This window comes from Frankia sp. RB5, from assembly GCF_059816245.1.
This window is the reverse complement of the sequence record NZ_JCBATA010000026.1, coordinates 47,460-60,631: the sequence shown is the minus strand read 5'-3', so window position 1 is coordinate 60,631 and position 13,172 is coordinate 47,460. Positions and strand designations below refer to the sequence as shown.

The following is a 13,172-nucleotide window of genomic DNA, read 5'->3' as shown; positions in this document are numbered from 1 at the left end:
TGCAGACCCGCACCGGAAGACCACACAACACGCGAACGGCGGCTGGCCCCAACAGGCACCGTGCACAAGGTACGACTCCGGCGGCAGCGGGACGCGCGGCGAACCTTCCCAGGTGACGAACAGCACCGTGACACGCGGTCCAGCCGAGAACCGCGCAACCCGCCATCCACGCCTACGTCGCCGTCCCATCCGCCGCCGACCGTGACGGCCCAGGGCGGCGCGGCGAGTGCGCGCCGCCAGCCGCCGCCGATCCCGATGCCGACGCGTTGTCCCGTAGGATCGTGCGCCACCGCCCGGCCGAGTGGACCGCCGGAGCGGTACCGGCCAGGAAATCCTCGAGGACGCGGCGGAATCGGGCCGGATCACTGTGATGCGGAAAATGGCCGGCGTCCGGAAAGATCTCGAGCCGGCTGCCGGGCATCGCCGCGTGCGCCGTCCAGGCGTGCTCGACCGGAATGACCGCGTCACGTCCGCCCCAGACGATCAGGGATGGCATCCCTTCCGCGAGGTAGCACCGGTCGAGCATCGTGATCGACTGCCCGTGGGCGTCGATGACGGAGCGCAGTGTGCGCAGGAACGCCGCCCGCGCGGTCGGCGCCCCCAGTGAGCCGCAGACGCCGAGGATGTCCGCGCCGTCGCGGGCCAGGTCCGCCTGCGCGAGCCGCAGCGCCCGCATCCCCGCCCGTCCGGCGATCCGCACCGCCGGCACACGGACCAGCGACAGCACCATCCCGGCGCCCGGCAGGGCGGCCGCCCGCAGCGCGGGATGGACGTCGGGGCCCACCCCGCCGGTGGAGACGAGCACGAGGCGTTCGCAGCGTTCCGGGAACTGGTAGGCGAACTGCATCGCGACACCGCCGCCCAGGGAGTGCCCGACGACCGTGACCCGGTCGATGCCGAGGACGGTGAGCAGGTCGCGCATCCCGCAGGCGTAGCCGCCGATCGAGTAGTCGCCGCGCGGCTTGTCCGACTCGCCGTGCCCCAGCAGGTCCGGGGCGATCACCGTGTGGTGACGGGCCAGCTGGGACAGCACCGGCGCCCAGGTGCGGGCGTTGTCGCCGATGCCGTGGATGAGCAGCAGCGCCGGTCCGCGCCCGGCCCGCAGGTAGCAGCGCCGGTATCCGTGCACGACCACGGACCGGGCCGTCGGGGCGGGGGTGGCCCCGCCGTGCGCCGCCATCACCCGGTCCCGTCAGAACTCGATGTTGCTCATCACGTGCTTGATCCTGGTGTAGTCCTCCAGCCCGTACACCGAGAGATCCTTGCCGTAGCCACTGCTCTTGAACCCGCCGTGCGGCATCTCCGCGACGATCGACAGGTGGGTGTTGATCCACACGCAGCCGAAGTCCAGCCGCCGGGCCACCCGCATCGCCCGCCCGTGGTCGCGCGTCCAGACGCTCGAGGCCAGGCCGTACTCGACGCCGTTCGCCCAGTCGACGGCGGTGTCCTCGGAGTCGAACCGCTGCATCGTGATCACCGGGCCGAACACCTCCCGCTGGATGAGCTCGTCGGACTGGCGCAGGCCGGCGACGACGGTGGCCGGATAGAAGTAGCCCGGCCGGTCCAGCGGCGCCCCGCCGGTGAGCAGCTCGGCGTGCGCCGGCGCCCGGTCGACGAGCCCGCCGACGCGGGCAAGCTGGTCGGCGTTGTTCAGCGGCCCGTAGTCGACGTCGAGCTGGTCCGGCGCGCCGGTGGCCGTGGCCCGGGCCGCCTCGGCGAGCGCCGCGGCGAGCTCGTCGTGGATGCCGGCGGCGGCGAGCACCCGTGTCGCCGCCGTGCAGTCCTGCCCGGCGTTGAAGTAGGCGGCGCCGGCGATCTCGGCGGCCACCTCGGCCGGGTCGACGTCGTCGAAGACGATGACGGGCGCCTTGCCGCCGAGCTCCAGGTGTACCCGCTTGAGGGTGTCCGCCGCCGCGCTGGCGACCTCCCGGCCGGCCCGCACGCTGCCGGTCACCGACACCATCGCCGGCCCCGGATGGGCGACCAGCGCCCGGCCGGTGTCCCGGTCTCCGCAGACGACGTTGAGCACACCCGGTGGCAGGAACTCGGCCGCGATTCCGGCCAGCAGCAGGCTCGATGCCGGGGTGGTGTCGGACGGCTTGAGCACGACCGTGTTGCCCGCGGCGATGGCCGGGGCGACCTTCCACACCGCCATCATCAACGGGTAGTTCCACGGCGTCACCTGGGCGCACACGCCGATCGGCTCGCGGCGCACGAAGCTGGTGTGCCCGGCCAGGTACTCCCCGCCGGCGCGGCCCTCGAGCGTGCGCGCCGCCCCGGCGAAGAAGCGGATCTGGTCCGCGCTGGGCCCGATCTCCTCGTCGATGGTGAGCTGGCGCGGCTTGCCGGTGTTGGCGCACTCCACCGCGGCGATCCCCGCCGCCCGTTCCTCGACCGCGTCGGCGAGGCGCAGCAGCGCCCGGGATCGCTCAGCCGGCGTGGTGTCGCGCCAGATCTCGAACGCGGCCGCGGCGGCGCGCACCGCGGCGTCGACGTCCGCCGGGCCCGAGCGGGGCGCCTGGGCGAGCAGCTCGCCGGTGGACGGGTCGAGGATCGACATTGTCCCGCCGTCGGCCGCCTGGCCGGCGACGCCGCCGATGAGGTTGGCGAGGATCGCGTCCATGGTCCCTCCCGGATCACGCGGCAGCGCGGACGAGGTCGTGGGCGAGCTGGTCGAGGCTGTCCAGATAGCGGTCGACGTCGGCGTCGGTGTGCTGGACCGACAGCGTCCATTCCTCCTCGCGACCCGGCGCCATCAGGACGCCCCGGTTGGCGTTGTAGAGCCAGGCGAGCGCCGGTAGCTCGGCGAGCTGGTGTTCCATGAACGACGTGTAGTCGCGGATCAGGGCGTCGGTGAAGTTCACGCAGCCCTTGGAGCCGACGCTGACCGTGTAGCCGGGCAGGCCGTGGCGGGCGAGGATCTCGTCGCAGCCCGCGGTCAGGCGGTCACCGAGGCGCTCGAGGTGCGCGTAGGCGTCGCCGGTGAGCACCTCGAGCAGGCTGGCCCGAGCCGCGGCCATCGTCAGCGGGTTGCCGTTGTAGGTGCCGACCTGCTTCACCCGGTCGGTGGCGACGATCTCCATGATCTCCGCGGTGGCGCCGATCGCGCCCGACGGCAGCCCGCCGCCGAGCGCCTTGGCGAGGGTGACCATGTCCGGGCGGACGCCGAAGCGCTCGGTGGCGCCGCCCGCCGCCACGCACAGCCCGGTCTTGACCTCGTCGAAGATCAGGATGATGCCGTGCCGGGCGGTGATCTCCCGCACGGCGGCCAGGTAGCCGGGCTCGGGCAGGACGACGCCGAGGTTCATCATCGCCGCCTCCATGATCACGCAGGCGGGCGCGCGATCCTCCGCCACCAGCGCCTCGACGCGGCGCAGCATGGCCGGGGCGTCGTTGAACGGGACCGGCACGGTCAGGTCGACGACGGCCTGCGGGATGCCCGCGCCGTAGCCGAGGGAGTTCATGTGGTCGGCCGGGCCGATGTCGGCGTACGGCGTGCCGATCGAGACCATCACGTAGTCGTGGTGACCGTGATACGAGCCGAAGATCTTGATGATGGTGTCGCGGCCGGTGATGCCGCGGGCGATCCGGATCGCGTCCATCGTCGCCTCCGAGCCGGAGTTGACGTAGCGCCACCGTGGCAGGCCGAAGCGGCGGGCGAGCTCCTCGCTGACGACGATCGAGTCCTCGGTGGGCATGGCGAAGTGGCTGCCGAGGGCGATCCGTTCGCCGACCGCCCGCACGATCGCGGGATGGGCGTGGCCCTGCACCATCGAGCCGTAGCCGTTGTGGAAGTCGGAGTACTCGGTGCCGTCCACGTCCCAGACCCGCGCGCCGCGGCCGTGGGTGAGGTAGATCGGCCATGGGTCGCGCACCTGGTAGGACGACGGCACGCCGGACGTCATCGACCGCACGGCCCGCGCGTGCATCCGTTTCGAGGCGGGCGTGCGGGCCTGCAGGCGAGCCTCCTCCCTCTCGGTGAGCGTGGCCGCCGCGGCACGCAGCGCGGCCCGGCTCACCCCCGTCCGGGTCGTCATCAGGTCCGACACCGAGACACCTCCTCCGGCAGGCAACTACTGAAAGCGTAGACCCGAAGGGGGAAGAGCGACGGAATCCATCGAGAAGAGCCGTTTTTGGGATGCCTTCCCAGTTCGCTCCGCGGTAGCCATACGATGACAGCGCACGCCCGCGGGCGATCCGGGCCAATCTGGCCTTTTCTACTGGTTGCCTGACAAACCGGTGGTGTCGCCGGGCGAGAGGAGGGATCCCGGGTGCAGTCCCGACGCACACTCGGCCAGCGATCCGCCCCCGACGCCCTGCTCGACGACGTCAACAAGGCCATCATCGAACAGCTCCAGCAGGACGGCCGGCGCTCCTACGCGGCGATGGCGGCCGCCGTCGGCCTGTCCGAGGCCGCCGTGCGCCAGCGGGTCCAGCGCCTGCTAGACGCCGGCGTCATGCAGATCGTCGCGGTCACCGATCCGCTGCGGGTCGGCTTCCACCGGCAGGCCATGATCGGCGTCCGGGTCACCGGCGACACCCGCGACGTCGCCGACACGATCTCCGCGCTGCCCGAGGTCGACTACGTCGTCCTCACCGCCGGTTCGTTCGACCTCATCGTGGAGATCGTCGCCGAGGACGACGAGCATCTGCTGGAGCTCATCAACACGCAGATCCGGGCCATACCCCAGGTCCTCGCGACGGAGACCTTCGTCTACCTGCGCCTGGTCAAGCAGACGTACACGTGGGGAGTCCGCTGACGGTGCGGGGCGCCACCCTCCAGGGCACTGTTCGGCCGGCACCACGGGTGAGACGCCGCCCGGCGGGAACGGTCGGCAGAGTCACCCCGAAGACACCGTCCACGAACAACCCCAAAGCACCAACAAGAGTCCAACTGATGCAACGACAGTCAAACAAACTCGGCCCAGACATGATGGGGTGAGCATGGCGCTGGTCCACCATGACCCGCAGGACGGCATTTTGATTACGCGCATCGGCCAAGCCGAGATCACCGTGCGCCCCGAGCCGCCGGCGAGCGCCAGCGGCGCGCCGGTGATTCTTCTCCGGGTGGACGCCCCGATGCTGGACACCCTCGCGGCGGCCTATCTGGATCCCGACGAGGCCCGCCGCCTCGCCCAGGCGCTCGTCCACGCCGCTGAGGCCGTCCGCCCCGCGACGCCCTGGCGGTCCCCCCGCCCGAACACCCGCTAGGCAGACCGCCCAGGACACGGCCCGCGCCTCCGCACGGAGCGCGGGCCAGCGCCCACGCCCGGCATCGAAACCGGCCGCCTCCTGTAACCACCTGCCACAGCAATGAAAGAGGCTCTCGGAGGAATTCCTCCGAGAGCCTCTTTCCTTTGTAGCGGGGGCAGGATTTGAACCTGCGACCTCTGGGTTATGAGCCCAGCGAGCTACCGAGCTGCTCCACCCCGCGTCGGTGTGTGTCATCACCATACAGGGCGGGAACCAGGAGGTGTCAAATCGAGGGCGGACCTTTTTTGGATTTTTCTGGCGGCCGCGCCGCGGTGGTGCCGGCCGGCGTGCGCCGCACCCGCCAGGCCGTCCGGTCAGTCGGGCGATGGCGGCGCCTGACGCGTGGGAGATGGCGGCGGCGATGGTGTGCCGGACACCGGCGCGTCAACGCCCGTCCGGCCGGACGAGGACGCGGCGCCGGGCGAGGCCGAGGCGCCCGTGGTCGGCCGGGCCGGCCGGGCCGGCGGGGTCGTCGGGGTCGTCGACGGGCTGGCGAGCGTGCGCAGGCGACCCAGGGCGTTCGCCAGGTCGGTCTGGGACTGGCCGTAGACGGCGAAGTCCGGCGGGTTCTTACGCAGGGCATCCTGGCCCCGCTGGTATGCGCCGTCCGCGTCGCGCACGGCGTCCTGCAGCGGGCCGGAGCCGGCCGGTGGCGCCGTCCCGGACGAGCCGCCCGGCCCGCCCCCGCCCGAACCCGCACCGCCGGTGGTGGGGGCCCCCGTCCCGGCCCCGGCAGCCGCGGCGCCGGCTCCGGTGCCGAAGGCCTTATCCAGCGATTCCCCGAGCGACGAGCCGAATCCGATGCTCTCCCCGTAGACGGTCGCGATGCCCTGCAGGAGGGGGTAGCCCGAGCTCCCCCGGGCCTGCACGTAGTACGGCTCGACGTAGAGCAGGCCGCCGGCGACGGGCAGGGTCAGCAGATTGCCCTCGATCGTCTGCGAGCCCACGCCCCGCCACAGGGCGAGGTTCTTGACCACGTCCGCGTTCGCCTCGATGGCGCCCTGGACCTGGACGGGCCCGTTGATCGTGTCACCCGGTGGCAGCTGCAGCAGGGTGAACCGGCCGTAGTTGGCCGGGTCGCTGGACACCGCCATGTACGCGGCCAGTTTCGACGAGCGGGCCGAGATCAGCGGCGAGGTGAGGTTGTAGGACGGCTCGCGGCGGTCGGGGAGCTGGCTGTAGACGTAGAACGGCGGCTGCGGCTGCCCGCTGCCGTCCGGTGAGTCCGAGACCTGCCAGAAGTCCTCCTGCGAGTAGAAGTCCCGCGGGTCGGACACGTGGTACTGGCCGATGAGGTCACGCTGCACCTTGAACAGGTCCTCGGGGTAGCGCAGGTGCTCCATCAGCGACGGGGAGATGTCCTTCTTCGGCTGCACCGTGTCCGGGAAGGCCTTCATCCAGGTCCGCAGCACCGGGTCGGACTCGTCCCAGGCGTACAGGGTGACGGTGCCGTCGTAGGCGTCGACGGTGGCCTTCACCGAGTTGCGGATGTAGTTGACCTGGTTCGGCGGCTGCTGGGCCCGGTTGCCGCTCTGCGCGGTGACCGAGTCGGCGGTGACGTCGCCGAGGGTGCGCCGGGCGGAGTAGGGGTAGCCGTCGGAGGTGGTGTAACCGTCGAGGATCCAGGTGATGCGGCCGTTGACGATGGCGGGGTACATGTCGCCGTCAAGCGTGAGCCAGGGGGCCGCCTTGCTCACCCGGTCCCGCGGGTTGCGCTCGTAGAGGATCCGCGAGTCCTTGGTGATGTCGTTGGACAGCAGCAGGTTCTTCTCACCGAAGCGCAGCCCGAACAGGGTGCGCCGGAACGTGGAGCCGATCGAGACGCCGCCGTCGCCGGTGTAGGTCGTCGTGGCCTGGGTGTTGCCGGGGCCGAGGCCGTCGATCTCCGCCTGCCGGGTACCGACGACCGAGTAGTTCGGCGACAGCTCACCGAAGTAGACCCGGTTCTCCCTGACGCCGAAGGCGACTTCCTGTGGCAGGTCGCGCTCGCCCTGGTCGAAGACGGGCTGGCCCTCGTGCACCGTGTTCGACGGTGCGGCGACGAATCCCTTGCCGTGGGTGTAGGTGAGGTGTTCGTTGATCCAGTTGCGCTGCTCGGCGCCCAGGCCGGCCTGGTTCAGCTCCCGGACGGCCACGACGTAGTCGCCGGTGGTCTTCTTGCCGTCGGCGCCGGTGACCGTGTAGCGGTCCACATCGAGGGTCTTCGGGAACGTGTAGTAGCCGCGGATCTGCTGGCTCTGCTGGAAGGTCCGCGACAGCTTGCTCGGGTCGAGCAGCCGGATGTTGGGCACCGTCCCGGTGTCCGTGGCGACCCGCTGAGCGGTGACGTCGGTTCGGGCCCCGTAGGGCTGCGCCTTCACGTTCTCGATGCCGTAGGCGGCCCTGGTCGCCTGGATGTTGCGCTCGATGTACGGCTGCTCGCGGCTCGCCTCGTTCGGCCGCACCTGGAACTGCTGGACGATCGCCGGATAGATGCCGCCGATCACCACCGAGGACAGCACCAGGATGCCCGCGCCGAGCAGCGGCAGCGTCCAGCCGCGCTGGAAGATGTTGACGATGAACAGCACGGCGCAGGCCAGCGAGATGAACAGCAGGATCAGCTTCGCCGGCAGCACGGCGTGCACGTCCGTGTAGGAGGCACCGGTGGCCACCCCGCGCGCGGAGAACACCGCCCCGAACCTGTCCAGGTAGTAGGCCCATGCCTTGAGCAGCGCCAGCAGCCCGAGCAGCACGGAGATGTGTGCCTTGGCCGCCGGGGTCACCCGCTCCCCCGGCGTCTGCAGCCGGATTCCCCCGAACAGGTAGTGGGTCAGCACGGTGACCAGCAGCGACAGCAGCACCGCGGCCAGCAGGAATCCGAGCAGGAAACGCTGGAACGGGTAGGTGAACGTGTAGTAGCTGATGTCCCGGTGAAACTGCGGATCGGTCTTCCCGAACGGCACCCCGTTCACCCACAGCAGCCACGTCCGCCAGCGCTCGGACGCGGACAGCCCGGCGGCCAGCCCGAACACCGCCGCGATCCCGAGCAGGATCAGCTTCATGTACGGCTCGATCGCCGACCGGTAGCGCTCGAGGTTCTGCTGCTCCGTCGACAACGGCCGAAGCGGCGGGCGCAGCCGGTATCCCAGTACGATGTTGGCCCCGATGACGACGGCCATCACCGCGCCGAAGAGGATGAACAACAGGATCCGGGTGTAGATGACGGTGGTGAAGACCTTGCTGAAGTCGACCGAGCGATAGAACAACAGGTCCGTGTAGAACCGCGTGAAGACGACGACGAACACGATCGCGAGCAGCACGACCAGCAGCACCGGGACAAAAACCGTGGCGCGGGTCAGCACCGGGCGGCGGCTGGTCGTTGCCACAGTTCCTCCGTGCGGTCAGGACGTTATGGATCAGATGGCCGCCGGACCGCCGGTGACGGCGGCCCGCGGCGGCAAGGGTGGGTCCGGGACCTGCCGGCCGGGCAGCCCCGGCACGCGGTGCGAAGCACCCCCTGTACGGCAACCTACGCCAGCCCCCACGGGGGGATCGGAGAGGATGGGTTGGTGAGCAGCCCGAACATCACGGAGTTGACCTCCGTCGTACTCGAGGTCGAGCGGCACGTCGCCGATTCCGGCTGGGATCAGCCCAGCCAGGTCTACGCACTCGCCGACACCGCCGACCTGCTGGCCCGCGAGCCGGCGCTGGCGCCCCACATCGGGGACTCCCCGCCCGGTTCGCTGACCCCGGTCGAGCAGGAACCGCTGCCGGTGGGGCGCCTCGACGAGGTGCTCGCGGGCATCGGCTGGCCCCCGGAGGTGCTGGGCTGCGTCCTGGTCACCGAACTGGTCGTGCTCCCGCCCAGCGCCGAGGAGGAGGCCCCCTACTCGGACGACGAGATCGAGTACTGGGCGGCCAACCACCCCGAGCGCCAGGACGTCCGCCTCGCCGTCGGGGTGACCCGCACCGGGCTGCACGCCTCCTGCCTGCGCGTGCGCGGGGACGACGAGCTGGTCGTCGACCCCGATCTCGCCGACAACCTGATCGACGGGCTGCTCGCGACGTTCCAGTGAGCACCCGCCGGGCCCGGCGGCGCGCGGCACCGGGCCCGGCGGCCGCACCGCCGTGCCGTCCCCGGACGGCACGGCGGCGGGCGGTGCCAGGGCGGACAGCACTACGGGCGGGCCCAGACCAGCTCAGCAGGACGGGACGGCAGCGGCCGGATTCGTCCGCAGCGCATCGACGGCCTTCAGCGCACCGTCCAGGGTGTCGACCCTGACCAGGCGGGGCGCGTTCGCGCTGTCCACCCCGCGGGCGTCCGCGCAGTTCGCCGCCGGCACGAGGAAGACCGTGGCCCCGGAGGCCCGGGCGCCGAGCACCTTCTGCTGGATGCCGCCGATCGGGCCCACCTGACCATCCGCGGTGATCGTCCCCGTGCCGGCGATGGTCTTACCGCCGGTCAGCTCGCCCGGGGTGAGCAGATCGACGATGCCCATCGCGAACATCAGGCCCGCGCTCGGGCCGCCGACATCGGAGAGACGGATCTTCACCGTGAACGGATAGGTCCGTTTGTCGGTCGTGGTGATGCCGATCATCGCGCGGGCCGGGTCGTCGGTGGCCGGGCGGGTGGTGATCGTGACCGTGGCCGGTCTGCCGTCCCGCTTGTAGCCGACGGTGACCGGCGTCCCGGGGCGCACCTTGCCGACCTCGGCGCGCAGCTGGTTCTGGCTCGTCACCGCCACGCCGTTCACCTGGGTGATCACGTCACCCGCGGTGAGCCTGCCGGTGGCCGGGGAGCCCGCGGGAACGGTGTAGACCGCGATCGCGTGCCCGGTGGGCTCGATGCCGAGCCGGCCGAGCGCGGCGGCCGTCGCCTGGTCCTGCGAGTCCAGCATGGCCTGCGCGTTCTCCTGCTGCACCTGCTCCTGGGTGGAGCCGCGGGGCCGGATGAGCTCGGTGGGCACGACCGCCCGGTCCGAGTCGAGCCAGTCGCCCAGGGCGCTGAGCAGGTTGAGCTTCGGGGTCTCCTCGACGGTGGTGAGCTCGAGGCGCCCCGACGTCGGGTAGGTGCGCCGACCCTCGATCGAGATGAGCCGGGTGCCGTCGACGCTGCCGAGGGTGTCGGTGACGGGCCCGGGGGCCAGGGTGACGAACGGTACCGGCAGCCAGAGACCCACGACGAGCAGCACCAGCGCCAGTACCGACGTGACCACCAGTGTCTGGGTACGCCGGGCCATGGACGCAGTCTATGTACCGCCCGTGGCCCGTCCGGGCCGGCGTCCGCCCCAGCGGGCGGGCGCCGGCCGGCGGGTGGTGCGGTCAGGCCAGGTCGGACGGCCCCGGCGCCGGCGGGTCGCCGGCGGGACGCGGGTCGACGACCGGTAGCGGGCCGGTCGCGGGGAGGGCCTCGGCGAACGGGATGGGCTCGGTACGCGCCTGGGAGTCGTCTAGCGGGTGCCCGTCGGCGAACGGATCACCGTCGGCGAAGGCCCGGGGGTCGACGAGGCGGGAGGGATCGGAGAAGGGGGGCGGGTCGGGGAAGTACGGATCGTCGAGGTCCGCGTCGGCCCGCGGGGCGGGCTGGGCGGGAATCGGGCGGGCGAGCGCGGCCATGCTGCGCCGGTAGCCCTCGATGGTGAGCATGGCTTCGGAGGTGCGGTCGGGCCGGGTGCGCAGCGCGACCCACGCGATCGTCAGGAACACGGCGGCGGGGGGGATCAACAGGAGCCACATGGAAGGCCTCGACGTCGAGACGAACAAGAAGATGACTTATTTCTATCGTAGGTGCCCCGCTCAGCAGGCGCCCACCCATTCCGCCGCGCCATCCGCAAAAATCTGGTGTTTCCAAATGGGAACCTGCGCCTTGATGTCATCGATCAGACGACGACAGGCGGCGAATGCCTCGGCCCGGTGCGCCGCGCCCACCGCGACCACGACCGCCATCTCCCCCACCCGGAGGTGCCCGGTGCGGTGGGTCACCGCGATCGCGCGCACATCGCGGCTCGCCGCCACCTCGGCGGCGAGCCGCCCGATCTCCGCCGTGGCGCGCGGATGCGCTTCGTAGGCGAGGTCTGTCACCGGGCGACCGTGATCATGATCGCGCACGGTGCCCACGAACAGCGCGATCCCGCCCACCTCGGGGAGCAGGACGGCAGCCATGCACTCGTCGACCGACAACGCGCTGTCACGAACCTCCGCCAACATCACCCGGCCGGGCGGGCTCGTCCGGCCCTCCCCGGGACCACCCGCGCCACCGGGCGCGGCCGGGCCCGGGTCCCACGGGCCACCCGGCGCTCCCGCCGCCACGGGAGGCGCGCCGCCACCTGCCTCGTCCGCCGTCGGGATGATCGCGGGAGAACACATCGGGTCCACATCCACGACCGTAACCGGACGTGGCAGCATCCGTTCCGGCCAGAAGGCAGAAAACGCATTACCGTGGGTTCATGGCCCAACCGCGCATGCGACGCCCAGCTCTCCGATCAGGTCACGTCCGATGAGTGGCGACCTCCCGTTCGGCTTCAGCCCGTCGGGCGGCGGCGACGAGTCCCGCTCCCCGTTCGGGGGCAGCGCGCCGTTCTTCGCCGAGCTGGAACGGCTGCTGTCCTGGCAGGGCGGCCCGGTGAACTGGGAGCTGGCCCGGCAGGTGGCCGTGCGCTCGTTGGGCGACGGCGCGTCGAGCGTGCCCATGGGCCAGCAGCATCTCGTCGCCGAGGCGCTGCGCATCGCGGACGTCTGGCTCGACCCGGTGACCACCCTGCCGTCCGGGGCGACCGCGGCCGCGGGCTGGTCCCGGGTGGAGTGGATCGAGAAGACGCTGCCGGTGTGGCGCACGCTGTGCGACCCGATCGCGGCGAAGGTCGTCGAGGCGATGCGCACGGGCATCTCCAGCGGCCTGAGCCAGCTCGGCGGTGGCGGGATCGAGCTGCCCAGCGAGCTGCGCGACGCGCTGCCCCCGGGCGTCGACCTCGGCTCGCTGATGTCCGCGGGCGGGCCGATCGTCCAGATGATGAACCAGGTCGGCGGGATGCTGTTCGGCGCCCAGGTGGGTCAGGCGATCGGCACGCTGGCCGCCGAGGTCGTCTCGTCCACCGAGGTGGGCCTGCCGCTCGGGCCCGCGGGGACGGCGGCGCTGGTGCCCGCCGGGGTCGCCGCGTTCGGCTCCGGGCTGGAGCTGCCCGAGGACGAGGTGCGCATCTACCTCGCGTTGCGCGAGGCCGCCTCGAACCGGCTTTTCGCGCACGTCCCGTGGCTGCGCGCGCATGTGCTCGGCGCGGTGGAGGAATACGCCCGCGGCATCGCGGTGGACACCGAGGCCGTCGGCCGGGTCATGCGGATGGTCGACCCGACGGCGCTGATGAACCCCGAGCGGCTGTCCGAGGCGCTCGGCGAGGACGTCTTCAACGACGCGACCACCCCCGAGCAGAAGGCGGCGCTCACCCGCCTGGAGCTGATCCTCGCCCTCATCGAGGGCTGGGTCGACCATGTGGCGGATGCCGCGGCCGCTGGTCATCTGCCCGGCTCCGGCCGGCTGCGGGAGATGGTCCGCCGCCGCCGGGCCGAGGGTGGCCCGGGCGAGCAGACCTTCTCGACGCTGGTCGGCCTGTCGTTGCGCCCGCGCAAGCTGCGCGAGGCCGCCGCGCTGTGGGAGGCGCTCGCCGAGGCTCGCGGCCGGGAGGGCCGGGACGCCGTGTGGGCCCATCCGGACCTGCTGCCCACCGCCGACGACCTGGCCTCCCCGGCGACGTTCGTGAGCGGGGCGGCGGCCAGCATCCTGGACGACCCGATCGCCGAGATCGAGAAGCTGCGCGACACACCCCCCGCCGAGGGCGGCGGGCCGAAGGATCTGGGCCCGGGCGACGGCCCCGGCGCGGCGAACCCGCCGGCCTGAGCCGGGCGGCGGGCCGCGTGCGGCGGAGCCCACAGGACTCTCCACAGGC

Annotated in this window: 11 protein-coding genes and 1 tRNA gene; 4 read left to right on the top strand and 8 right to left on the bottom strand. The window is 71.9% G+C overall.

Annotation, left to right across the window (positions count from 1 at the left end):
• Positions 1–172 precede the first annotated feature (172 nt).
• From AC6EXY_RS16105 to AC6EXY_RS16095, 3 genes are read right to left on the bottom strand one after another with little or no spacing between them, the layout of a single operon-like run.
• The gene (locus AC6EXY_RS16105; protein WP_101829616.1) at positions 173–1,180 is read right to left on the bottom strand and encodes an alpha/beta fold hydrolase; all 1,008 of its coding nucleotides are present in this window, start codon (positions 1,178–1,180) and stop codon (positions 173–175) included.
• Positions 1,181–1,192: 12 nt separating this feature from the next.
• A complete protein-coding gene (locus AC6EXY_RS16100) occupies positions 1,193–2,623 on the bottom strand; it encodes a gamma-aminobutyraldehyde dehydrogenase (protein WP_101829615.1) in 1,431 nt (476 codons plus the stop codon).
• Positions 2,624–2,636: 13 nt separating this feature from the next.
• Entirely contained in the window at positions 2,637–4,037 is a 1,401-nt protein-coding gene (locus AC6EXY_RS16095) for an aspartate aminotransferase family protein (RefSeq protein WP_207770096.1), read from the bottom strand.
• Between the two features lie 234 nt (positions 4,038–4,271).
• Here AC6EXY_RS16095 and AC6EXY_RS16090 point away from each other — a divergent pair, with 234 nt between their 5' ends.
• Complete coding sequence (locus AC6EXY_RS16090) at positions 4,272–4,760, top strand: Lrp/AsnC family transcriptional regulator (protein WP_101829613.1); 489 nt, start codon at positions 4,272–4,274, stop codon at positions 4,758–4,760.
• A 184-nt stretch (positions 4,761–4,944) separates the two neighbouring features.
• Positions 4,945–5,211 carry a DUF6907 domain-containing protein gene (locus AC6EXY_RS16085; protein WP_101829655.1) on the top strand — a complete coding sequence of 89 codons (267 nt, stop codon included), beginning with the start codon at positions 4,945–4,947 and terminating at the stop codon, positions 5,209–5,211.
• Positions 5,212–5,360: 149 nt separating this feature from the next.
• Here the strand turns inward: AC6EXY_RS16085 and AC6EXY_RS16080 are convergent.
• Both AC6EXY_RS16080 and AC6EXY_RS16075 read right to left on the bottom strand, forming a co-directional pair.
• A tRNA-Met gene (locus AC6EXY_RS16080) sits at positions 5,361–5,434 on the bottom strand.
• Positions 5,435–5,567: 133 nt separating this feature from the next.
• A complete protein-coding gene (locus tag AC6EXY_RS16075; protein WP_499818207.1) occupies positions 5,568–8,618 on the bottom strand; it encodes a UPF0182 family membrane protein in 3,051 nt (1,016 codons plus the stop codon).
• A 183-nt stretch (positions 8,619–8,801) separates the two neighbouring features.
• Between AC6EXY_RS16075 and AC6EXY_RS16070 the strand changes: the two genes are divergently transcribed.
• Positions 8,802–9,308 (top strand): PPA1309 family protein, encoded by a 507-nt coding sequence (locus AC6EXY_RS16070; RefSeq protein WP_101833023.1) that lies wholly within the window; start codon positions 8,802–8,804, stop codon positions 9,306–9,308.
• A gap of 123 nt (positions 9,309–9,431) precedes the next feature.
• Here AC6EXY_RS16070 and AC6EXY_RS16065 read toward each other — a convergent pair whose 3' ends face one another.
• From AC6EXY_RS16065 to AC6EXY_RS16055, 3 genes are all read right to left on the bottom strand, one after another.
• Positions 9,432–10,472: a YlbL family protein gene (locus tag AC6EXY_RS16065; RefSeq protein ID WP_499818206.1), complete on the bottom strand. Its 1,041-nt coding sequence runs from the start codon at positions 10,470–10,472 to the stop codon at positions 9,432–9,434.
• A gap of 82 nt (positions 10,473–10,554) precedes the next feature.
• On the bottom strand, positions 10,555–10,968 hold the full coding sequence (locus AC6EXY_RS16060; protein WP_499818205.1) for a hypothetical protein: 414 nt from the start codon (positions 10,966–10,968) through the stop codon (positions 10,555–10,557).
• Positions 10,969–11,028: 60 nt separating this feature from the next.
• Positions 11,029–11,439 (bottom strand): molybdenum cofactor biosynthesis protein MoaE, encoded by a 411-nt coding sequence (locus AC6EXY_RS16055; RefSeq protein WP_101830141.1) that lies wholly within the window; start codon positions 11,437–11,439, stop codon positions 11,029–11,031.
• Between the two features lie 289 nt (positions 11,440–11,728).
• Here AC6EXY_RS16055 and AC6EXY_RS16050 point away from each other — a divergent pair, with 289 nt between their 5' ends.
• Complete coding sequence (locus tag AC6EXY_RS16050) at positions 11,729–13,123, top strand: zinc-dependent metalloprotease (RefSeq protein WP_101830138.1); 1,395 nt, start codon at positions 11,729–11,731, stop codon at positions 13,121–13,123.
• The last annotated feature ends 49 nt before the right edge of the window (positions 13,124–13,172 follow it).

Bases quoted from the DNA above. Each gene is read 5' to 3' on its own strand.
- AC6EXY_RS16105 (WP_101829616.1), bottom strand. From the start codon at position 1,180: ATGGCGGCGCACGGCGGGGCCACCCCCGCCCCGACGGCCCGGTCCGTG.
- AC6EXY_RS16100 (WP_101829615.1), bottom strand. From the start codon at position 2,623: ATGGACGCGATCCTCGCCAACCTCATCGGCGGCGTCGCCGGCCAGGCG.
- AC6EXY_RS16095 (WP_207770096.1), bottom strand. From the start codon at position 4,037: ATGACGACCCGGACGGGGGTGAGCCGGGCCGCGCTGCGTGCCGCGGCG.
- AC6EXY_RS16085 (WP_101829655.1), top strand. From the start codon at position 4,945: ATGGCGCTGGTCCACCATGACCCGCAGGACGGCATTTTGATTACGCGC.
- AC6EXY_RS16065 (WP_499818206.1), bottom strand. From the start codon at position 10,472: ATGGCCCGGCGTACCCAGACACTGGTGGTCACGTCGGTACTGGCGCTG.
- AC6EXY_RS16060 (WP_499818205.1), bottom strand. From the start codon at position 10,968: ATGTGGCTCCTGTTGATCCCCCCCGCCGCCGTGTTCCTGACGATCGCG.
- AC6EXY_RS16055 (WP_101830141.1), bottom strand. From the start codon at position 11,439: ATGTTGGCGGAGGTTCGTGACAGCGCGTTGTCGGTCGACGAGTGCATG.
- AC6EXY_RS16050 (WP_101830138.1), top strand. From the start codon at position 11,729: ATGAGTGGCGACCTCCCGTTCGGCTTCAGCCCGTCGGGCGGCGGCGAC.